The sequence below is a fragment of the Aeromonas sp. s6 genome (assembly GCF_040907815.1).
In the GTDB taxonomy this organism is placed as follows: Bacteria; Pseudomonadota; Gammaproteobacteria; order Enterobacterales; family Aeromonadaceae; genus Aeromonas; species Aeromonas caviae.
This window is the reverse complement of sequence record NZ_JBFOCN010000095.1, coordinates 148,911-166,842: the sequence shown is the minus strand read 5'-3', so window position 1 is coordinate 166,842 and position 17,932 is coordinate 148,911. Positions and strand designations below refer to the sequence as shown.

The 17,932-nt window shown below is 60.8% G+C and carries 21 protein-coding genes; 10 read left to right on the top strand and 11 right to left on the bottom strand.

Annotated features, from left to right (window positions below):
- Positions 1 to 4: 4 nt before the first annotated feature.
- The 4 genes from yggU to AB5Y50_RS15250 form a co-directional block, all read right to left on the bottom strand.
- Complete coding sequence (gene yggU / locus AB5Y50_RS15265; RefSeq protein WP_010673054.1) at positions 5 to 304, bottom strand: DUF167 family protein YggU; 300 nt, start codon at positions 302 to 304, stop codon at positions 5 to 7.
- Positions 304 to 855 carry a YggT family protein gene (locus tag AB5Y50_RS15260; protein WP_010673053.1) on the bottom strand — a complete coding sequence of 184 codons (552 nt, stop codon included), beginning with the start codon at positions 853 to 855 and terminating at the stop codon, positions 304 to 306. The genes yggU and AB5Y50_RS15260 overlap by 1 nt, the downstream gene beginning before the upstream one ends.
- A gap of 23 nt (positions 856 to 878) precedes the next feature.
- A complete protein-coding gene (gene proC / locus AB5Y50_RS15255; protein WP_041210938.1) occupies positions 879 to 1,703 on the bottom strand; it encodes a pyrroline-5-carboxylate reductase in 825 nt (274 codons plus the stop codon).
- A gap of 122 nt (positions 1,704 to 1,825) precedes the next feature.
- On the bottom strand, positions 1,826 to 2,527 hold the full coding sequence (locus AB5Y50_RS15250) for a YggS family pyridoxal phosphate-dependent enzyme (protein WP_049636471.1): 702 nt from the start codon (positions 2,525 to 2,527) through the stop codon (positions 1,826 to 1,828).
- Between the two features lie 39 nt (positions 2,528 to 2,566).
- Here AB5Y50_RS15250 and tapT point away from each other — a divergent pair, with 39 nt between their 5' ends.
- Genes tapT through yaaA form a run of 3 tightly spaced genes read left to right on the top strand, consistent with a single transcriptional unit; the run spans position 2,567 to position 5,540 of the window.
- Entirely contained in the window at positions 2,567 to 3,601 is a 1,035-nt protein-coding gene (gene tapT / locus AB5Y50_RS15245; RefSeq protein ID WP_010673050.1) for a type IVa pilus ATPase TapT, read from the top strand.
- 23 nt (positions 3,602 to 3,624) lie between these two features.
- Positions 3,625 to 4,734: a PilT/PilU family type 4a pilus ATPase gene (locus AB5Y50_RS15240; protein ID WP_041214461.1), complete on the top strand. Its 1,110-nt coding sequence runs from the start codon at positions 3,625 to 3,627 to the stop codon at positions 4,732 to 4,734.
- Between the two features lie 32 nt (positions 4,735 to 4,766).
- A complete protein-coding gene (yaaA, locus tag AB5Y50_RS15235) occupies positions 4,767 to 5,540 on the top strand; it encodes a peroxide stress protein YaaA (protein ID WP_049636472.1) in 774 nt (257 codons plus the stop codon).
- A 187-nt stretch (positions 5,541 to 5,727) separates the two neighbouring features.
- Here yaaA and srmB read toward each other — a convergent pair whose 3' ends face one another.
- Positions 5,728 to 6,948 carry an ATP-dependent RNA helicase SrmB gene (gene srmB / locus AB5Y50_RS15230; RefSeq protein WP_041210934.1) on the bottom strand — a complete coding sequence of 407 codons (1,221 nt, stop codon included), beginning with the start codon at positions 6,946 to 6,948 and terminating at the stop codon, positions 5,728 to 5,730.
- Between the two features lie 127 nt (positions 6,949 to 7,075).
- Here srmB and AB5Y50_RS15225 point away from each other — a divergent pair, with 127 nt between their 5' ends.
- Both AB5Y50_RS15225 and brnQ read left to right on the top strand, forming a co-directional pair.
- Complete coding sequence (locus tag AB5Y50_RS15225; protein WP_049636473.1) at positions 7,076 to 7,786, top strand: tRNA1(Val) (adenine(37)-N6)-methyltransferase; 711 nt, start codon at positions 7,076 to 7,078, stop codon at positions 7,784 to 7,786.
- 235 nt (positions 7,787 to 8,021) lie between these two features.
- Positions 8,022 to 9,284: a branched-chain amino acid transport system II carrier protein gene (gene brnQ / locus AB5Y50_RS15220; RefSeq protein WP_049636536.1), complete on the top strand. Its 1,263-nt coding sequence runs from the start codon at positions 8,022 to 8,024 to the stop codon at positions 9,282 to 9,284.
- A gap of 90 nt (positions 9,285 to 9,374) precedes the next feature.
- On the opposite strand, the gene AB5Y50_RS15215 is transcribed toward brnQ, so the two are convergent.
- Genes AB5Y50_RS15215 through zur form a run of 3 tightly spaced genes read right to left on the bottom strand, consistent with a single transcriptional unit; the run spans position 9,375 to position 10,517 of the window.
- On the bottom strand, positions 9,375 to 9,602 hold the full coding sequence (locus tag AB5Y50_RS15215; protein ID WP_049636474.1) for a hypothetical protein: 228 nt from the start codon (positions 9,600 to 9,602) through the stop codon (positions 9,375 to 9,377).
- Between the two features lie 5 nt (positions 9,603 to 9,607).
- Positions 9,608 to 10,069 (bottom strand): chemotaxis protein CheX, encoded by a 462-nt coding sequence (locus AB5Y50_RS15210; protein ID WP_010673043.1) that lies wholly within the window; start codon positions 10,067 to 10,069, stop codon positions 9,608 to 9,610.
- Positions 10,059 to 10,517, bottom strand: a complete 459-nt coding sequence (gene zur / locus AB5Y50_RS15205; RefSeq protein ID WP_049636537.1) for a zinc uptake transcriptional repressor Zur — start codon at positions 10,515 to 10,517, stop codon at positions 10,059 to 10,061. Before zur ends, AB5Y50_RS15210 begins: the two co-directional genes overlap by 11 nt.
- A gap of 136 nt (positions 10,518 to 10,653) precedes the next feature.
- Between zur and dusA the strand changes: the two genes are divergently transcribed.
- Positions 10,654 to 11,640 (top strand): tRNA dihydrouridine(20/20a) synthase DusA, encoded by a 987-nt coding sequence (gene dusA / locus AB5Y50_RS15200; RefSeq protein WP_049636475.1) that lies wholly within the window; start codon positions 10,654 to 10,656, stop codon positions 11,638 to 11,640.
- A 2-nt stretch (positions 11,641 to 11,642) separates the two neighbouring features.
- On the top strand, positions 11,643 to 11,792 hold the full coding sequence (locus AB5Y50_RS15195; protein WP_080944170.1) for a hypothetical protein: 150 nt from the start codon (positions 11,643 to 11,645) through the stop codon (positions 11,790 to 11,792).
- Between the two features lie 83 nt (positions 11,793 to 11,875).
- On the opposite strand, the gene AB5Y50_RS15190 is transcribed toward AB5Y50_RS15195, so the two are convergent.
- Positions 11,876 to 12,301 carry a hypothetical protein gene (locus AB5Y50_RS15190; protein ID WP_029313758.1) on the bottom strand — a complete coding sequence of 142 codons (426 nt, stop codon included), beginning with the start codon at positions 12,299 to 12,301 and terminating at the stop codon, positions 11,876 to 11,878.
- Between the two features lie 113 nt (positions 12,302 to 12,414).
- Positions 12,415 to 12,687, bottom strand: a complete 273-nt coding sequence (hupA, locus tag AB5Y50_RS15185; protein ID WP_005305063.1) for a nucleoid-associated protein HU-alpha — start codon at positions 12,685 to 12,687, stop codon at positions 12,415 to 12,417.
- A 338-nt stretch (positions 12,688 to 13,025) separates the two neighbouring features.
- On the opposite strand from hupA, the gene AB5Y50_RS15180 reads away from it, so the two are divergent.
- Complete coding sequence (locus AB5Y50_RS15180; RefSeq protein WP_049636476.1) at positions 13,026 to 13,508, top strand: Rsd/AlgQ family anti-sigma factor; 483 nt, start codon at positions 13,026 to 13,028, stop codon at positions 13,506 to 13,508.
- A 102-nt stretch (positions 13,509 to 13,610) separates the two neighbouring features.
- The gene (locus tag AB5Y50_RS15175) at positions 13,611 to 13,997 is read left to right on the top strand and encodes a PilZ domain-containing protein (protein WP_029313755.1); all 387 of its coding nucleotides are present in this window, start codon (positions 13,611 to 13,613) and stop codon (positions 13,995 to 13,997) included.
- A gap of 53 nt (positions 13,998 to 14,050) precedes the next feature.
- Here the strand turns inward: AB5Y50_RS15175 and radA are convergent, their stop codons facing one another.
- Entirely contained in the window at positions 14,051 to 15,415 is a 1,365-nt protein-coding gene (gene radA, locus AB5Y50_RS15170) for a DNA repair protein RadA (protein WP_010673036.1), read from the bottom strand.
- A 100-nt stretch (positions 15,416 to 15,515) separates the two neighbouring features.
- On the opposite strand from radA, the gene AB5Y50_RS15165 reads away from it, so the two are divergent.
- A complete protein-coding gene (locus AB5Y50_RS15165) occupies positions 15,516 to 17,891 on the top strand; it encodes a PilZ domain-containing protein (RefSeq protein WP_049636477.1) in 2,376 nt (791 codons plus the stop codon).
- Positions 17,892 to 17,932 lie beyond the last annotated feature (41 nt).

The window sequence follows — 17,932 nt, the reverse complement described above, 5'->3', positions numbered from 1 at the left end:
CGTATCAACCCTGATTATCGAGCAGAGCGGCAATCTCGGCGGGTATCTGCTTTGGCGCGTCGATGGCGACCGTCTTGTGCCGACCCAGCTCCCCCCGCAGGATGCGAACCTGCCCCTTGGCCACCTTGCACTGCTTGGCCAGGTACTTGATCAGGTGACTGTTGGCCTGACCATCCACCGGCGGTGCCGTGATGGCCACTTTCAACTCGTCACCGTGCAATCCGATGATCTGATCCCGGCTCGCCTTGGGCTGGATCATCAGATGCAACACCAGCTCGTCCCCTTCCAGCAGGACGGCGGGCATCAGATCATCCACCACAACTGGCCGAACAGATCCCCCATCAGGTAGTTGATGGCCTGCAGCGCGATGAAAGCGACCAGCACGGAGAGATCCAGCCCGCCCAGTGCAGGCAGGATGCGACGAATGGGGGCCAGGAAGGGTTCAGTGAGCTGGTGCATCACGTATTCAATGGGGTTGCGACCCTGGCTGACCCAGCTCAGGATGGCGCGGATCAGCAGGATCCAGAAGATCATGGAACCCGCTTTCTTCAGCACGGTGAGCGTCGCAAACAGACAGAGAGTGAGCCAGTCCGCCTGCAGCACATTCATGCTCTTGAGCAGGACCAATTTGCCAAAGGCGATCAGCAGCGCCAGCAGCACAGAGGCCATGTCCAGCCCGCCAAAACCCGGGATGACGCGGCGCAGGGGCACCACTAGCGGGTTGGTCAGCTTGACCACCATCTGGCTCATGGGGTTGTAGAAGTCGGCCCGCGCCCACTGCAGCCAGACCCGCAGCAGCACCACCATAAGGTAGAGATCAAAGACAGTGTTAATCAAAAAGTAAGCCGTGTTCATCCGGGCTCCTTGCTAAAAGGGATTCAGAAAAGGGTTTCCATTTCGCCGGCCCGGGTAACGGCCGCCTGCATGGCTCTTGCGGTCAGCGGCATCAGCCCCTGCTCCTGGAATGTCTTGACGGCCTCGGCCGTGGTCCCGCCCTTGCTGGTCACCTGCTCGCGCAGGGTCTGCAGCGACAGCTCGGGATTCTGCTCCACCATGGCGGCCGCTCCCAGGGCGGTTTGCTGCACCAGCAGGCGGGCCTGCTCCGGCGTAAAGCCCATGGCCTCGGCCTCCTCGGCAATCGCCTGCATGAACAGGAAGAAGTAGGCCGGGGCACTGCCCGCCGCCGCAATGACGCCGTTGATGCCGGCCTCCTCATCCACCCAGAGGGTCTTGCCCACGGATTGCATCATCTGTTCGGCCACCGCCCGATCGGCCTGCCCGATGGCGGGCGGTGCATAGAGCCCGGTCATCCCCAGCCCCAGCAAGGAGGGGGTGTTGGGCATGGTGCGAATGATGCGATCGTGACCACCCGCCATCTCCTGCAAGCGCGCGACGCGAATGCCGGCAGCGATGGAGATGAGCAACTTGCCATCCAGCGAGCCAAGCTCGGCCACCAGCGCCGTCAGCATGCCCGCCATCAGCTGGGGCTTGACCGCCAGCACGATCACCTCGGCCTCCCGGGCCGCCTCGGCGTTGTCCTGGGTGATACGGATGCCGAACTGGCTGGCCAGTTCGTCCAGCTTGGGGCGGCTGGGATTGGCGGCGATGATACGCTCTGCCGGGTAGCCCGCCTGGATGAGGCCGGCAATGATACTGCGGCTCATGTTGCCTGCCCCGATGAAGGCGAGGGTTCTCTGCTGCATCAAACACTCCTGTTACTGACATCGCAGCGGATGCCGACCCAGCCTGTGCGGGCTGACAGCATCACACGCGCCTGTTTACCTGAACAAAGCACGACCGGGGTGTTTCTCGCCCCGGCTCTTGCTCATGAATAGTCGCGGGCCCCGAAGATGGCGGTCCCGACCCGCACCATGGTGCTGCCATGGGCAATGGCCGGCTCGAGATCCTCGGTCATCCCCATCGAAAGGGTGTCGACGCTCGGGTATTGTTGCGCAAGCTCGGTGAACAGAGCCTGCATGCGCGCCATCTGGGCCGCCAGCACCCCCTCGTCGCGGGTATGCTCGGGGATGGCCATCAGGCCGCGCAACCGCAGCCGCTCGCTTTGGGCCACCAGGGAGGCCAGGCGGAAAATCTCTTGCTCCGACGTACCGGATTTGCTGCTCTCTCCGCTAATATTGATTTGCAGACAGATATTTAGCGGCGCGAGCCCACCCGGTCTCTGATTGTTGAGGCGTTCGATGAGCTTGTCGCGATCGACACTTTGAACCCAGTCGAACCGCTCCGCCACCAGCTTGGACTTGTTCGATTGCAGCGGACCGATAAAGTGCCACTCTATGTCTGTACAGGCGTTCTGCTCGCGCAAGGCATCAATCTTGAGCGCGGCCTCCTGGGCGTAGGATTCGCCAAAGCGCCGCTGACCGGCGGCATAGGCAGCCTGAATGTCCCCCAGCGGCTTGGTTTTGCTGACAGCAAGCAACTGGATGTGATCTGGGCTGCGGCCAACACGCCGGGCAGCCTCTACAATACGTTCCTTTACCTGAAGCAGGTGCTGGGCAATCTGGCTCATATTTCGTTCGTAATCTTGTGATGGGAGAATAACAAATCTATGGATATCACAGAGTTATTGGCATTCAGTGTAAAGCATAAGGCCTCGGATCTACACCTCTCGGCCGGGGTCCCCCCGATGATCAGGGTTGATGGGGAGGTTCGCAAGATCAATTTGCCCGCCCTGGATCACCGGGAAGTCCATGCTCTCATTTACGACATCATGAATGACCACCAGCGCAAGGAGCTGGAGGAGAACTTCGAGGTGGACTTCTCCTTCGAAGTACCCGGCATGGCACGCTTTCGGGTCAACGCCTTCCAGCAGGCGCGCGGCTCGGGCGCCGTGTTTCGTACCATCCCGAGCACCGTTCTGACCCTGGACGATCTGGGGGCGCCGGAGATATTTCGCAAGATAGCGGAGTACCCTCGCGGCCTGGTGCTGGTGACTGGGCCCACCGGCTCGGGCAAATCCACCACCCTGGCCGCCATGGTCGATTACATCAATGACAACTTCCACCACCACATCCTCACCATCGAGGATCCCATCGAATTCGTGCACGAGAACAAGCGCTGCCTGGTGAACCAGCGGGAAGTACACCGCGACACCAAGAGCTTCAGCAACGCCCTGCGCTCGGCCCTGCGGGAAGACCCGGATATCATCCTGGTAGGTGAAATGCGGGACCTCGAAACCATCCGCCTCGCCATGACCGCCGCCGAAACCGGTCACCTGGTGTTTGGCACCCTGCACACCTCCTCGGCTGCCAAGACCATCGACCGTATCATCGACGTCTTCCCCGGCTCGGAGAAGGACATGGTGCGATCCATGCTCTCCGAATCCCTGCGGGCGGTCATCTCCCAGACCCTGCTCAAGCGTATCGGTGGCGGCCGTGTGGCGGCCCACGAGATCATGCTGGGGATCCCGGCGGTGCGAAACCTCATCCGGGAAGACAAGGTGGCCCAGCTCTATTCCGTCATCCAGACCGGGATGACCCACGGCATGCAGACCATGGACCAGAGCCTCAAGCAGCTGGTCAACCGGGGGGTCGTCGCCTCCCTCGATGCCAAGGCCAAGGCGGTCGATCCCAATACCATTTAAGCTCGCACACCCAAGGAGTCGCCATGAACATGGATGTTCTGCTCGCCGCACTGGTTGAACAAAAGGGCTCGGATCTCTTCATCACGGTCGATGCCCCCCCGACCCTCAAGGTCAACGGGCGTCTGGTGTCGCTCGGGCCGGCTCCCCTCGACAAGACGACGGCGCTGGCGTTGATCAGGGAGAGCCTGGACGAGACCCACTTCGAGCGCTTCCTGCACACCCGCGAGGCCAACTACGCCATCCAGCGGGGCTCGCTGGGGCGCTTTCGGGTCAGCGCCTTCTGGCAACAGGATATGCCGGGCATGGTGCTGCGCCGCATCGAGACCCGCATCCCCACCTTTGACGAGCTGGTGCTGCCTCCCATCCTGCAGGAGGTCGCCATGGCCAAACGCGGGCTGGTGCTCTTCGTCGGCGCCACTGGCGCCGGCAAGTCCACCACCCAGGCGGCCATGATCGGCTTTCGCAACCAGCACGGTGACGGCCACATCCTGACGGTGGAGGATCCGGTGGAGTTCGTCCATCAGCACGATCGCTGTCTGGTGACCCAGCGGGAGGTGGGGATCGACACCGCATCCTTCGATGTCGCCCTCAAAAACTCCCTGCGCCAGGCCCCGGATGTCATCCTCATCGGTGAAATCCGCTCCCAGGAGACCATGGAATTCGCCATCCAGTTCGCCGAGACGGGGCACCTCTGCCTCGCCACCTTGCACGCCAACAATGCCAACCAGGCGCTGGATCGCATCCTGCATCTGGTCCCCCAGGAGAAGCACCGCCAGTTCCTGTTCGATCTCTCCTTCAACCTGCGCGCCATCGTCGCCCAGCAGCTGCTCCCCTCCGCTCACGGGCAGCGCCGGGTCGCCGCCTTCGAGATCCTGCTCAACACCCCGCTCGTCACCGACATCATCCGCAAGGGAGAGATGCACAGACTCAAGGAGGTGATGACCAAATCCGGCGAGCTCGGCATGCAGACCTTCGATCAGGCGCTGTTCGGCCTGTTCTGCGCCGGCCAAATTGGCTACAGTGAGGCCCTTGCCCATGCCGACTCCGCCAACGACCTGCGACTGCTCATCAAGCTGTCGGGTCGCGAGCAGCTGGGCGCAGGCACTCTCGACAACGTGACCCTGGATGAATGAGGGGTGTGCGTCACCGCTAGTAAAGGACAGTTATGCTGATTGTGGTTTCCCCGGCCAAGACGCTGGATTACGAGTCACCCCTGGTGACCTCCCGTTTCACCCAACCCGAACTGCTGGACCACTCCGCAGCACTGATCACCCGGGCTCGTCAACTGAGCCCGGACCAGATCGCCAGCCTGATGAAGATCAGCGACAAGCTCGCCGGCCTCAACGCCGCCCGCTTTGCCGAGTGGCAGCCTGACTTCACGCCGGCCAACGCCCGCCAGGCGCTGCTGGCCTTCAAGGGGGACGTCTACACCGGTCTGGCCGTAGAAGATTTCAGCGAGGCCGACCTCGACTTCGCCCAGGCCCACCTGCGCATGCTCTCCGGCCTTTATGGCGTACTGCGGCCGCTTGACCTCATGATGCCCTACCGCCTGGAGATGGGGATCCGCCTCGACAACCAGCGCGGCAAGGACCTCTACCAGTTCTGGGGCGACATCATCACTGCGCACCTGAACAAGGCGCTGGCAGCCCAGGGGGACGACGTACTGATCAACCTCGCCTCCGACGAGTATTTCAAGTCGGTGCGCCCGAAAGCCCTGCAGGGGCGCATCATCACCCCGGTCTTCAAGGACGAGAAGAACGGCCAGTTCAAGATCATCAGCTTCTACGCCAAGAAGGCCCGCGGCATGATGGCACGCCATATCATCAAGCATCGGCTCACCCGGGTGGAACAGCTGACCGGTTTCAATGCCGACGGCTACTACTTTGTACCGGAAGAGTCCGACGCCAATACCCTGATGTTCAAGCGCGCTGAAAATTAATTACACATTCAAGGGAACCAAGTCGGAGATCCTCGGGTCTGACTCTGTGAATCCTCTGTTGTAAGCACTTTTTGTTGGCCGACGTCCTTGCGTCGGCTTTTTTCTGCGCCTCTCTCAGGCCACTCCCCAGGCAGCAGACAGCAAAACGGCCATCCTGGGATGGCCGTTTCAACTGTGCTCGGGGGCATTACTTCTTTTTCTTCTTTGCCGACTTCTTGGCATCCTTCGGCTTTTTCTTCTTCACCGGCACCCGCGCTTCCTTGTGTCTGGGGCGCAGCTCATCGATCACCCGGCGCTTGAGGCGCTCCTCGGTGTAGCGTTCGATCTTGGCGACCATGGCCATGTCGTGAGCTTCCACCAGGCTGATGGCGCAGCCACGGTTGCCGGCACGACCGGTACGACCGATGCGGTGCACATAGACATCCGCGCCGTAGGGCATGTCGTAGTTGATGACATGGCTGACGTTCGGCAGGTCGATGCCGCGGGCGGCCACGTCGGTGGCGATGAGGAAGGGCACCTCCCCTTCGTGGAACTTGCGGATAGACTCGATGCGCTTGGCCTGCTCCATCTCGCCACGGATCCAGGCGCAGGGCACGCCTGCCGCCTGCAACTGGCCGGAAAGCTCCGCCAGTCGCTCACGGGTCTTGACGAAGATGATGGCCTTCTGGGTCTCCGGGTTTTTCAGGATGTGCACCAGCAGAGCCAGCTTGTGGGCGGCATCATCGGCCAGGTGGATCCACTGGGTGATGGGGCGGCGCTCGCTGCGGGGCGGCTCGGCGTGCAGCTCAACCGGATCTTTGAGGATCTCGCTCGCAAACTTCTCGAGGCCGGCCCCTTCCAGGGTGGCGGAGAAGAGCATGGTGTGTTTGCGGTAGCGCGCCTCTTCCACGATGCGGTTCACGTCCTTGATGAAGCCCATGTCCAGCATCCGGTCCGCTTCATCCAGCACCAGCACCTCGATGTCGTGGCTCTCGAACTCCTCTTTCTCGATGTACTCGAGCAGACGGCCAGGGGTGGCCACCACGATGTCGGTGGTCTTGGTCAGGGCAGGCAGCTGCTCTTCATGGCTGACGCCACCGATGATGGTCTCGATGCTGAGATGGGTGTGCACCGCCAGGGCCTTGGCGTGAGCACTCACCTGCAGCGCGAGCTCGCGGGTCGGAGTCAGGATCAGCATGCGGCACGGACCCGGCTTGCGACGCGGGAAGTCCAGCAGGTGCTGCATCGCGGGCAGCAGGAAGGCGGCGGTCTTGCCGGTTCCGGTCGGCGCAGAAGCCAGAATATCGCGGCCGTCCAGGGCTGGCTCCAGCACCATCTGCTGGATGGTGGTGGGGCGGGTGAATCCCATCTCGGCCAAGGCCCGACTGAGGGCTGGATTCAGGTCGAAATCATCAAAGGACTGGCTCATGGCAATACTCGGTCATTAAGGAAGCGGCAGATTATAGGCGATTATGCCGCCGGCTCCTATGGTGACTGTGGCTTAGCCGCTATAATCGCCGGCCATTTTCCGCGGGCAGGCACAGGAGGAGGGCCGAATGGGGCGCAACAACGGTTTCACGTTCAAGCAATTTCACATCGATCACGACCGCTGCGCCATGAAGGTCGGTACGGACGGCATTCTGCTGGGAGCCTGGGCGCCGGTCGACAGCGCCCGCCGGGTGCTGGACATCGGCACCGGCAGCGGCCTCATCGCCCTGATGCTGGCCCAGCGCAGCACGAACGACTGCCACATAGACGGGGTGGAGCTGGATAAGGATGCAGCCATGCAGGCCCATGAGAATGTGACGGCCTCCCCCTGGCGTGAGCGGGTCACCATCATAGAGAGCGCCATTCAGGATCACCTCGCCCCCCCTTACGATCTCATCGTCTCCAACCCGCCCTATTTCCCGGCAGGCCAGACACTTCGCGATCCGGCCAGGGCTCTGGCGCGACATACCGGGGGGCTCGACCCCAGGGGATTGCTGGCCGCCAGCGATCGCCTGCTGAGCCGTACCGGGCAACTGGCCCTGGTGCTGCCCACGGCGATGGCGGATGAAATTTTATGCATTTCGTCGAGTTATGATCTGTATGAGCGTTGTTATCTGGCTGTTACCACCAGAGAGGGGAAAGAGGCAAATCGTGTTTTATTGCTGCTTGGCAGAGGATTAAACAAGTGTGAGAGGGGTGAAATTGTGATCCATTCTGCCACGGGAGGCTATTCCGACAGATATATCCAACTAACCAGCCCCTTCTATTTGAAGATGTAAATTTTGCCTTGAACTATTTTTTCACATCATTATGCTGACTGCTAAATGAGCGCCCGCTCAAGACCAGTTCAAACCACTGGTCGCGATGAAAAAACCAGCGGGGCTCTTTTTTTTACCCCCGGAAAGTGCCGGTCACTGACAAATAAAAAACTATAACAAGCAATAGTTTACAAGACAGACGAGGTTGAACTTGACGAAATCACTCACATTGTCCGATGTACTCGGATTGGGCTTCATGACCTTTGCGTTCTATCTGGGCGCAGGCAACATCATCTTCCCGCCCCTGGCCGGCTTCATGGCGGGTGAGCACCTCTCCCTGGCCATGCTGGGCTTCCTGGTCACCGCCGTGGGCCTGCCCCTCATCACCATCATCGCCGTCGCCAAGGCTGGCAACGGCTGGGCCGGCATGACCAAGCTGCTGCCGGCCGGCGTGGCCACCGCACTGGCCGTCGCCATCTACATCATCATCGGCCCGGCCTTCGCCGCCCCCCGTACCGGCCTGGTGGCCTACGAGATGGGCCTCAAGCCCTTCCTTGGCGACATGGGACCATCCGGTCTGGCTGCCTACACAGTACTGTTCTTCGGCGTGGCCATCCTGGTCTCCCTCAACCAGGGCAAGCTGATGGATGCCATCGGCAAGTACCTGACCCCGCTGCTGATGCTGCTGCTGCTGACTCTGGCCATCGGTGTCTTCGTCGCACCGCAAGGAAGCATGCCTGCCGCATCCGGTGACTACCAGAGCACCCCCTTCGTGAAGGGCATTCTGGAAGGCTACAACACCATGGACACCCTGGCGTCCCTGATGTTCGGTGCCCTGATCGTCGACCTACTGCGCCAGAAAGGCATCCATGACTACCAGAGCCAGTTCAAGTACCTGGCCATCGCGGGCATCATCTCCGCCATCGGTCTCTCCGTGGTCTATGTCTCCCTGTTCCAGCTGGGCAACACCGCTGCCAGCGTCGCCACCGACGTGAGCAACGGCGGTGCCATCGTCAACGCCTACGTGCTGAGTCTGTTCGGCCAACCGGGTCAGTTCATCCTGGCAGCCATCATCACCCTGGCCTGCTTCACCACGGCCGTCGGCCTCATCTCCGCCTGCTCCGACTTCTTCCACAACCTGACCGGCATGAGCTACAAGAAGCTGGTCGTGCTGCTGGGTGTCATCTGCGGCATCGTGGCCAACGTGGGCCTGAGCCAGCTCATCAGCCTCTCCATTCCGGTGCTGGTCGCCATCTACCCGGTTGCCGTGGCGCTGGTACTGGTCACCTTCCTGAAGGGTTACTTCGGTCGCCCCCGCCTGGTGTTCCGCTCCGTGCTGCTGGTCGCCTTCCTGTTCGGCTGCCTGGACGGCCTGGGCGCCGCCGGCATGAAGATGGATGCTTTCGCCTTCCTGCCGCTGTTTGACAAAGGCCTGGCCTGGTTGCTGCCGACCCTGCTGGCCTGTGGCCTCGGTGTCATGGTGCGTGGCAATGGCAAGCTGGCTGCAGAAGCGGCCTGATAACAGATCTTGACCAAATGAAAGAGGCCAGCATTTGCTGGCCTCTTTTTTGTTGGTGCAATCTGGTTCATCCGTTGTGGAGAGCGCTCTTCAGAGGACGGTTGCTGGCTTGGGTTTGCCTGCAAGACCGTACCAGTGATGCTCAAACCGGCCCTCATGCCAGCGCAGGGTGCACCAGGGCTGGTCAGCCTGCCAGCGCGGGAAGTTGATCTCCACGCGGTTATCTTCGTACTTGTAGAGAGAGGTGCTGATCTCGATATCCGACAGGATAAGCAGCACCACCCCACCGATGACACTCCATTTCAGCATCTTCCACATGGCGATTACTCGAAGCAGATCTCGATGGTGGCACGGCCATACTCCGATTCGAACGGCATCATGATCTTGGCGCCGTCGGCCCGGTGAGTAATGGTGTGATTGGGACCGGAGACGATGACCGGGGTCGCCATGTCGAACTCATAGCCCTTCTCCCCCAGCATGCGTTTGGCGCCGCCCGTCACCATGTTGGTGATCTCGCCCACCATGTCGGTCACTTCCTCGTTGATGGTGGCCGGCGCCTCCCCCAGCATGCGACGCATGATCTCCAGTGCCAGCCCCTTCTCGAAGCTGATGGAGAGGGAACCCCGGGTCTGCGGACCCACCATGCCAATCAGGCCGGAGACATCTCCCCGAGCCAGCTCGTCCGTCTTGCGCTTGGGCGCGCCCGGTTTGAGTTCCAGCTGTGCCATGGTGGAGAGCACGTTGAGCAGGGAGAGCAGGAACGGGTTTACAAAATCAGCCTTCATCTTGACTTCCTACGGTAACGGAACAGCGGGCACATTGACCATGGGCTTCTATGGTCTTGTTGGTAATAGTAAAACCATGCTGATGAGCCTGCTCGGAAAAGGCGCCGTCGATGGCGGGATCGTGCAGCTCCACTACCTCACCGCAACGATCGCAGATCAGCAGTTGCATCGGGTGGGCATGGTCGAAGTGGCAGCAGAAGATGAAGGCGTTGAGCGACTCCACCTTGTGGGCAAAGCCCTGTTCGAGCAGGAAGTCGAGCGCCCGATAGACGGTAGGCGGTTTGGCATGAGCCTCGGTCTGCTGCAACTGGGCCAGCAAATCATAGGCACTGATGGCATTGCCGTGGGCGGCAAGCAGCCGGAACACCTGGCGCCGTGTCGGGGTGAAACGGATCCCGCGCTGCTCGCAGAGGCGTTCCGCTCGTTGTAGAAGTTGGTCTTGATTCATGTTCACGCAGATACCCTGTCAATTAGCCGGATACTATCACAGGGCCCCCAGTGCGCGGCGACAAAATTCATTTTCTGGGGCTGTCTCACGTTGTGATAGAATCCCGCCCCTTGTTTGGCCAACCCGGATGATTTTTATGCAGGCGCAGCGCTTTTCCATCGCCCCCATGCTGGACTGGACCGATCGGCATTGCCGTTATTTCCACCGTCTGATGACCCGCCAGACCCTGCTCTATACCGAGATGGTGACCACGGGCGCCATCATCCACGGCAAGGGCGACTATCTGGGCTACAGCGAGCAGGAACACCCTCTCGCCCTGCAACTGGGTGGCAGCAACCCGGCAGACCTGGCCCGCTGCGCCAGGCTCGCCGAGGAGCGCGGCTATGACGAGATCAACCTCAACGTCGGCTGCCCCTCCGATCGGGTGCAAAACGGCCGCTTCGGCGCCTGCCTCATGGGCGAACCCGCACTGGTGGCCGATTGCGTCAAGGCGATGCGCGACGTGGTCGATATTCCGGTCACCGTGAAGACCCGTATCGGCATCGACGATCAAGACTCCTACGAGTTCTTGCAGGCCTTCATCGAGCAGGTACGGGACGCCGGTTGCGATACCTTCATCGTCCATGCCCGCAAGGCCTGGCTGAGCGGCCTGAGCCCGAAAGAGAACCGCGAGATCCCGCCCCTCGATTATCCTCGCGTCTACCAGGTCAAGCAGGATTACCCGGATCTGACCATTGCCATCAACGGCGGGGTGACCAGTCTGGAGCAGACTCTTGAACATCTGCAGCACCTCGACGGGGTCATGATGGGCCGCGAAGCCTACCAGAACCCCTACATTCTGGCCCAGGTGGACAATCTGGTGTTCGGCGAGAACCGTGTAGTTCCGAGCCGCCACGAGGTGGTGCGGATGATGCTGCCTTACATCGATCAAGAGCTGGCCAAGGGCAACTACCTCTCCCACATGACCCGCCACATGCTGGGGTTGTTCCAGAACATGCAGGGGGCGCGCGCCTGGCGTCGCCATCTGAGCGAGAATGCCTGCAAACCGGGGGCCGACATTCAAGTGGTGCTGGACGCCATGGCCAAGGTGCCGGAGTTCGCGCCGGCCGACGCGGTGGAGTGATCATGTACCGCTTCACCGGATCCTGGCTGCACAAGGCCCTGGTGCGTCTGTGCGCCGGCCTGCTCACCATTCTCGGCATCAAGCTCAGCGCCTTCTATTTCATCGGGCTGCTGATCGTGCTGGGGCTGCACCGGGACCAGATCCTGGGCTAAGCGCCCCACGCTCCCGAACAAGAAAAAGCCGGCGCCCCTGCGCCGGCTTTTTTGTCACCACGGAGGTGACCCGACAGTCTGGCTTACTCTTCCTGAACCATGAACTGGAGTTCAGGGGGAGAAGAGGTCAGCACATCGGCGCAGTAATCCCAGGTCGAGATGCGGTAGTGCTGCAAATCTTCATCCAGGTGCAGTCCATCGGATTCCTGATGGAACCAGCTGGCGAAACGGGACGGGGTGATGAGCTGGATCTGCTCCTCTATGACGTGGCTGTCACGCCCCTCCGCCAGATCACAATCCTCCATCACCCGCACCGCGAAGATGTGGCGAAAACTCACCCGGCACAGGGGCAACGGAGGCAGATCGATGCTGCGAGCACGCCCCAGCATGACGGTCAGGGTGTCGCTCCAGATATCCTGATGCAGTTCGGCCACGACCAGGCCGGGAGGGAGTTGACGAGAGGGAGCCCAGGGGACGGCTACCTGCCGAATGGCATTTTTCTGTTCCATATCCACCTCGCTACAGCGCATGCCATATCCTGAGTGTATCTGAAACAAATTTTGACGAAGATGGCAAGAAAAAACCCGGCACAAGCCGGGTTTCATTTGATTACAAGACGATCTTATTTGACAGCGTCTTTCAGCGCCTTGCCAGCCACGAAGGACGGCACATTGGCGGCTGCAATCTGGATCTCTTTACCGGTTTGCGGGTTGCGACCGGTACGGCCCGCGCGATGGTTGACCTTGAAGGTACCAAAACCCACCAACTGAACGGCATCGCCCTCTTTCAGGCTCTGGGTAATACCATTGATGATCTCTTCCAGAGCGACTTTGGCCTGAGCTTTGCTCAGGTCTGCTTTGGCGGCAATTGCATCGACAAGTTGAGCTTTGTTCATAACATTTCCTTTATGATCGGGCATTTAGCACCGGGCCACTCTATTCAAAAAAAAACACTCAGGCAAAGGCTTTATCAGCCGGATTGGCTTGAATGCTGGGGTTTTCATCAAGATCTGCGGAAATAGTCACATATATCGCCCCCTTGTCCCCTGGATGGGCGACAGGATGCGAAGCACCGGTGGGGAGAGGCATGCAAATCCCCGCCTGATGTAACAATATCCCTACACTCCTATTGACGGTCAACTGGATTTTCCCTAGTTATAGGAGTGTCGTCAGTCGATGAGAATGACCGGAGGCGTGCGACCCGAGTGCCGCATGCCATGCCCATGGAGGGACTATGTTAACTGAACTGGAAAAAACCAAGCGCGCGCTGGCAGGCAAGCACAAAGCAATAGATGACTGGCTGGATGCCAGACAGGCGTTGCTGGTCGAGTACATGCGACTGGCAGGCCTCATGCCCGCCAAGTGCAAGCAACGCACCCTCCCAGGCCATGTAGAACTGCAACGTTTTTGCGAACAACTGGTCGACTACGTCAGCGCAGGCCATTTCGAGATCTACAACCACGTCGTCACCGCCTTTGAGCAAGCCAGCGGGGACAAACTGGAGCTGGCCAAGCGCATCTACCCCCATATCCGTGCCTGTACCGAATTCGCGCTGGAGTTCAACGACAAGTACAGCAACGCCGACGAAGCCCAGTTGCTGCAACTGGACGAGGATCTGAACCAACTCGGCCCCGTGCTGGAGGACAGGTTCAAACAGGAGGATCGGCTGGTCAAGGCGCTGCAGGTGGTGGAATCCCTCAGCCATCAGCAGATCTGATATTCAATATCGGAGCCAGTTCAATATCCTGGCGTGCCAGCTGGATTACACTCTGCAACATGAAGGATGAGCATCTTGCTCGCACGCAGACCGGAGACGACCATGGCCGAGCGCCGCCACTTTACTCGGATTTTCTATTTGACCGCCGCCAAGCTCACCCAGGGTGAACACCAGTGGCGCACCCAGCTGGTCGATGTCTCCCTTCAGGGAGCCCTGCTGCTCAGACCCGAGGATTGGGTCGCCAGCGAGGACAAGGAGTACGAAATCTGCTTCGTGCTCGGGGGCAGCGACATCGAGATCAAGATGCAGGTCGAGCTGACCCACGAAGCCAGCAAGAAGCTGGGGTTTTACTGCCACCACATCGACATCGACAGCGCCACGCACCTCAAGCGGATGATCGAGCTGAACATCGGAGAGGAGCAACTGCTCCATCGCGAGCTGGAGCAGTTGCTGCAAGAACACCGAGACCACGTCCCCCCCGAATCCTGAGCGGGCAGGCAGAAAAACAAAGGAGCGTCCATACGCTCCTTTTTCATGGTCGGTTACAGGGCCTCGAGGGCATCGGAGAGTTTCTTCACCGGCACCACCTCCATCCCCTCGATAGGATGTTTGGGCGCATTGGCATGCGGGACGATGGCTCGGCGGAAACCGTGCTTGGCCGCCTCCTGCAGTCGCTCCTGACCCGAGGGCACGGGCCGTATCTCGCCGGAGAGCCCCACTTCGCCAAAGACCACCAGATCCTTGGGCAGGGCCTGATCCCGGAAGCTCGACACCATGGCCAGCAGCAGCGCCAGATCCGCACTGGTCTCCTCGACTTTGACGCCACCCACCACGTTGATGAACACATCCTGATCCGCCATCTGCAACCCGCCGTGACGATGCAGCACCGCCAGCAGCATGGCGAGACGGTTGTGGTCCATCCCCACCGCCACCCGGCGCGGATTAGAGAGCTGGGAGTAATCCACCAGCGCCTGCAACTCCACCAGCAGGGGGCGCGTGCCTTCCCAGATCACCATGACGATGGAGCCCGGAGCCTGCTCCTCCCCGCGGCTGAGGAAAATCGCGGAAGGGTTGCTCACCTCCTTCATTCCCTGCCCGGTCATGGCGAAGACCCCCAGTTCGTTGACCGCACCGAAGCGGTTCTTGTGGGAGCGCAGGGTGCGAAAACGCGAGTCGTGCCCGCCATCCAGCAGCACGGAGCAGTCGATGCAGTGCTCCAGCACCTTGGGGCCCGCCAGGGTGCCGTCCTTGGTGACGTGGCCCACCATGAAGATGGCCACATGATTCTGCTTGGCATAGCGTGTCAGCAGCGCCGCCGACTCCCGCACCTGGGAGACGGACCCCGGCGCGGACTGCACATCCGCCACGTGCATCACCTGGATGGAGTCGATGACCATGATCTGAGGTTGCTCCTGCTGGGCAATGAGGCAGATCTGCTCTACGCTGGTCTCGGACAACATGCGCAGCTTGTCCGTGGGCAGACCCAGCCGACCGGCCCGCATCGCCACCTGTTGCAGTGATTCCTCACCGGTCACATAGAGGGTCTTCATGCGCTGCGCCAGGCCGCACATGGTCTGCAGCAACAGGGTCGACTTGCCGGCCCCGGGGTTGCCGCCGATGAGAATGGCCGAACCAGGGACCACGCCGCCACCGAGTACGCGGTCCAGCTCCTTGAAGCCCGAGCTGAAACGGGGGATCTCCGTGGTGGCGATCTCTGCCAGGGTCTGCACCTGGCTGCCGACGGCGCCCGCATAACCGGTATAGCGAGCGCTCTTGCCGGGTGTCGTCACCCCCAGTCGCACCTCGGTGATGGTGTTCCATTCCTTGCACTCGCTGCACTGGCCTTGCCAGCGGGTGAAGTCGGCTCCACATTCGGAACAAACATAGGCGGTTTTGTTTTTGGCCATGGATAACTCGGGGACAGGATGAATTCCTGCTTGATATACTTGTTTGCGACCGGCAGATCAAACCCAGAATCGGAAAAGTGACTTTCCGCGGCAGGAATACATGGATTCAGAACAACCACTACATCTGATAGAACAACTTGTCCCCCTGCTCCGGGAAAAGGACTTCGACGAAATCTTCAACCGTCTGACCCAGAACGAAAATACGAACAGCCGGTTCCTGCTGAAGATGGAACTCAAACGCAAGTGCACCCCCTGTCGGCGTGTCATCGACATGCGCAACGAGCTGGGCGCCCTCTGTCAGGTGCATGAGTTCGACGGGGTGACCCACTTCATGCCCGCCGAGGCCATCGAGCTGTTTCAATCCCAGTGCTACCTCTACCGGGACAGCTACACCCTGGGGGTCTACGAGGCGCTGCAAGCCTGGTACAAACTCAACCAGGGGCGCAGCGACAATCTGGCGCTGCCCATCAGCCCGTTTCGTCCGTTCGATGTCAGCGCCATCCCCTTCGCCAGCCATTACGGGCGGCAGGAAGAGCGCATGCACTTCAGCTCTCCCATGGTGCTCCAGCTCGCCAACGGCGAGAAGATCCTCGCCAAGAGCTCCGACATCTCCCTCGGCGGCATCCGGGTATCCGTGCCCTATCTGCCCGACTACCAGACAGGCGACCTGATAGCCGTCTTCTTCACCGGACTGGAACGCGATCATCCCCATCCCCTGCTGCGTGACCCGGTCAGCTACCAAATCCTGGGGGAGGAGAGAAAAGAGGACAAATTCTGGCTCAGGCTGCTCAAGAACGGCGAGCATCCGGTGTTCGACGAGTTCCTGCGCGACTTCATCGAGCGCAACCGCAGCCGCTATCGCGTCAGCGTCGACTACCTGCTCTCCGCCGCCGTCATCAAGGGGTATGAGCAGTTCTATCTGCCGCGCATGACCGGCATGCCCCTCTATTTCGGCAAGGGCAGTGTCCCCGCCCTCGAGATCGCCCTGCGCACCGAGAACAACCAGCACATTCTCGAATACTGGCGCGACGCCAAGAACCGCGACATGCTCGCCAGCCTCTTCACCGCTGCCCGCATGCCCTCGTTGCTCCCAGGCAAAGATGGGCTGCGCGAGACGCTGATCTACAGCTTTACCCATGCGGTACGCAGCCACCTCTACTTCTTCTCCGCGACCCGGGAGGAGCTGGAACAGAGCGGACTGACCGCGCTCTTCTTCCAGATCGGCGCCCGCCGCCCCAGTTGGCGGGTGTACAAGTTCAGCATGGAAGCCTGCACCCTGCGGGAGGCCGACCTCGACAACCCCCAGGGCGGGGCGAGCCAGTTGCAGGACAGGCTGCTGCGCGAGCGCCTGGCCCAGCTCGGATACGTGGGCATGCTGCAGGAGATAAACCTGGACAACCAGCGCGACGAGTTCCAGCGAGAGACGGGTCAGGATCCGCTCAACGCCAACGCCTTGCAGCGCTTTGGCCATGACATCCATGCCGCCCCCTTCGAGATAGAGACGCTGCACTATGTGCAACTGCGCAAGGAGGCGCGCTACATGCACAAGACGGCCATCGTCTTGCATCACAAGGAGCGATCCTGGGTCGGCTGGACCCGAGACATCTCTGCCCACGGCATGCAAATCGAGCTGGAGGAGCCGTTCGACGGGGAGAAGGGAGACATCATCACTGTGGCCCTGCCCCGTTTGCAGGAGCTCGCCAGGAACATGGACCTGCAACGCCTGCCCTATCGGCTGGTCAGCCTCAACCTGAGCAGAACCGTGCTGCATCTGTGCATCGAGGGGACGGCTGAGCGCCATACCGGCCACCAGTTCTTCAGCCTGCTTATCGAAAGCAACCAGAACAAGCTCAAGACCACCCGGGAGTTCAATCGCTATCGCGGCATGGCCAGGGCGCTGCGCAACCTCTACACCCACCACCTGTTCAACACCCCCGTCTATGTGAACAAGCTCAAGGCCGCCCCGAAACTGGCCGCGGCCGGCCTCTCGCCACAGCCACGCAGCCTTTCCCGTCTGCTGCGCATCTGTGCCGAGCAGGATCAGCAGTTGAACCTGTATCCCCTGTTCCAGGGGGCACTGCTCAAGGCCCTGCTGCTCAATCCCCTGCGCGCCATCGAGCGGGAAGACAAGCCAGAAGAGGAGGAGGTCTACATCGCCGCCCTCCACTCCCAGGGGGGAACACCCCTGTTTCGCAGCCACCTGGCCAGCAGCTTCAGCTCACCGGATCAAAAGCGCCGCTTCATCGAGCTGGCCCGGCAACAGGGAGAGTTCTATTCGGTACTGGTGGGTATTTCGCGCACCGGCCGCCCGGACACCAGCTTCATCGCGGGTGAACTGGACTACATCGCCAAGTTCGCCATTCACAAGGCCAAGAAGCTGGAAGAGGAGCTCTGGAGTGTCGTGGGCGTGGGTGAACTGACCGATACCACCGAAGCGACCCTGTTCCGCCTTGGCATACCATCCGGGCCCCGCTAGCCAGCAGGGCCGGGAGACAACAAAAAACGGGCACGCAAGTA

Bases quoted from the DNA above. Each gene is read 5' to 3' on its own strand.
- yggU (WP_010673054.1), bottom strand. From the start codon at position 304: ATGCCCGCCGTCCTGCTGGAAGGGGACGAGCTGGTGTTGCATCTGATG.
- AB5Y50_RS15260 (WP_010673053.1), bottom strand. From the start codon at position 855: ATGAACACGGCTTACTTTTTGATTAACACTGTCTTTGATCTCTACCTT.
- proC (WP_041210938.1), bottom strand. From the start codon at position 1,703: ATGCAGCAGAGAACCCTCGCCTTCATCGGGGCAGGCAACATGAGCCGC.
- AB5Y50_RS15250 (WP_049636471.1), bottom strand. From the start codon at position 2,527: ATGAGCCAGATTGCCCAGCACCTGCTTCAGGTAAAGGAACGTATTGTA.
- tapT (WP_010673050.1), top strand. From the start codon at position 2,567: ATGGATATCACAGAGTTATTGGCATTCAGTGTAAAGCATAAGGCCTCG.
- AB5Y50_RS15240 (WP_041214461.1), top strand. From the start codon at position 3,625: ATGAACATGGATGTTCTGCTCGCCGCACTGGTTGAACAAAAGGGCTCG.
- yaaA (WP_049636472.1), top strand. From the start codon at position 4,767: ATGCTGATTGTGGTTTCCCCGGCCAAGACGCTGGATTACGAGTCACCC.
- srmB (WP_041210934.1), bottom strand. From the start codon at position 6,948: ATGAGCCAGTCCTTTGATGATTTCGACCTGAATCCAGCCCTCAGTCGG.
- AB5Y50_RS15225 (WP_049636473.1), top strand. From the start codon at position 7,076: ATGGGGCGCAACAACGGTTTCACGTTCAAGCAATTTCACATCGATCAC.
- brnQ (WP_049636536.1), top strand. From the start codon at position 8,022: ATGACCTTTGCGTTCTATCTGGGCGCAGGCAACATCATCTTCCCGCCC.
- AB5Y50_RS15215 (WP_049636474.1), bottom strand. From the start codon at position 9,602: ATGTGGAAGATGCTGAAATGGAGTGTCATCGGTGGGGTGGTGCTGCTT.
- AB5Y50_RS15210 (WP_010673043.1), bottom strand. From the start codon at position 10,069: ATGAAGGCTGATTTTGTAAACCCGTTCCTGCTCTCCCTGCTCAACGTG.
- zur (WP_049636537.1), bottom strand. From the start codon at position 10,517: ATGAATCAAGACCAACTTCTACAACGAGCGGAACGCCTCTGCGAGCAG.
- dusA (WP_049636475.1), top strand. From the start codon at position 10,654: ATGCAGGCGCAGCGCTTTTCCATCGCCCCCATGCTGGACTGGACCGAT.
- AB5Y50_RS15195 (WP_080944170.1), top strand. From the start codon at position 11,643: ATGTACCGCTTCACCGGATCCTGGCTGCACAAGGCCCTGGTGCGTCTG.
- AB5Y50_RS15190 (WP_029313758.1), bottom strand. From the start codon at position 12,301: ATGGAACAGAAAAATGCCATTCGGCAGGTAGCCGTCCCCTGGGCTCCC.
- hupA (WP_005305063.1), bottom strand. From the start codon at position 12,687: ATGAACAAAGCTCAACTTGTCGATGCAATTGCCGCCAAAGCAGACCTG.
- AB5Y50_RS15180 (WP_049636476.1), top strand. From the start codon at position 13,026: ATGTTAACTGAACTGGAAAAAACCAAGCGCGCGCTGGCAGGCAAGCAC.
- AB5Y50_RS15175 (WP_029313755.1), top strand. From the start codon at position 13,611: ATGGCCGAGCGCCGCCACTTTACTCGGATTTTCTATTTGACCGCCGCC.
- radA (WP_010673036.1), bottom strand. From the start codon at position 15,415: ATGGCCAAAAACAAAACCGCCTATGTTTGTTCCGAATGTGGAGCCGAC.
- AB5Y50_RS15165 (WP_049636477.1), top strand. From the start codon at position 15,516: ATGGATTCAGAACAACCACTACATCTGATAGAACAACTTGTCCCCCTG.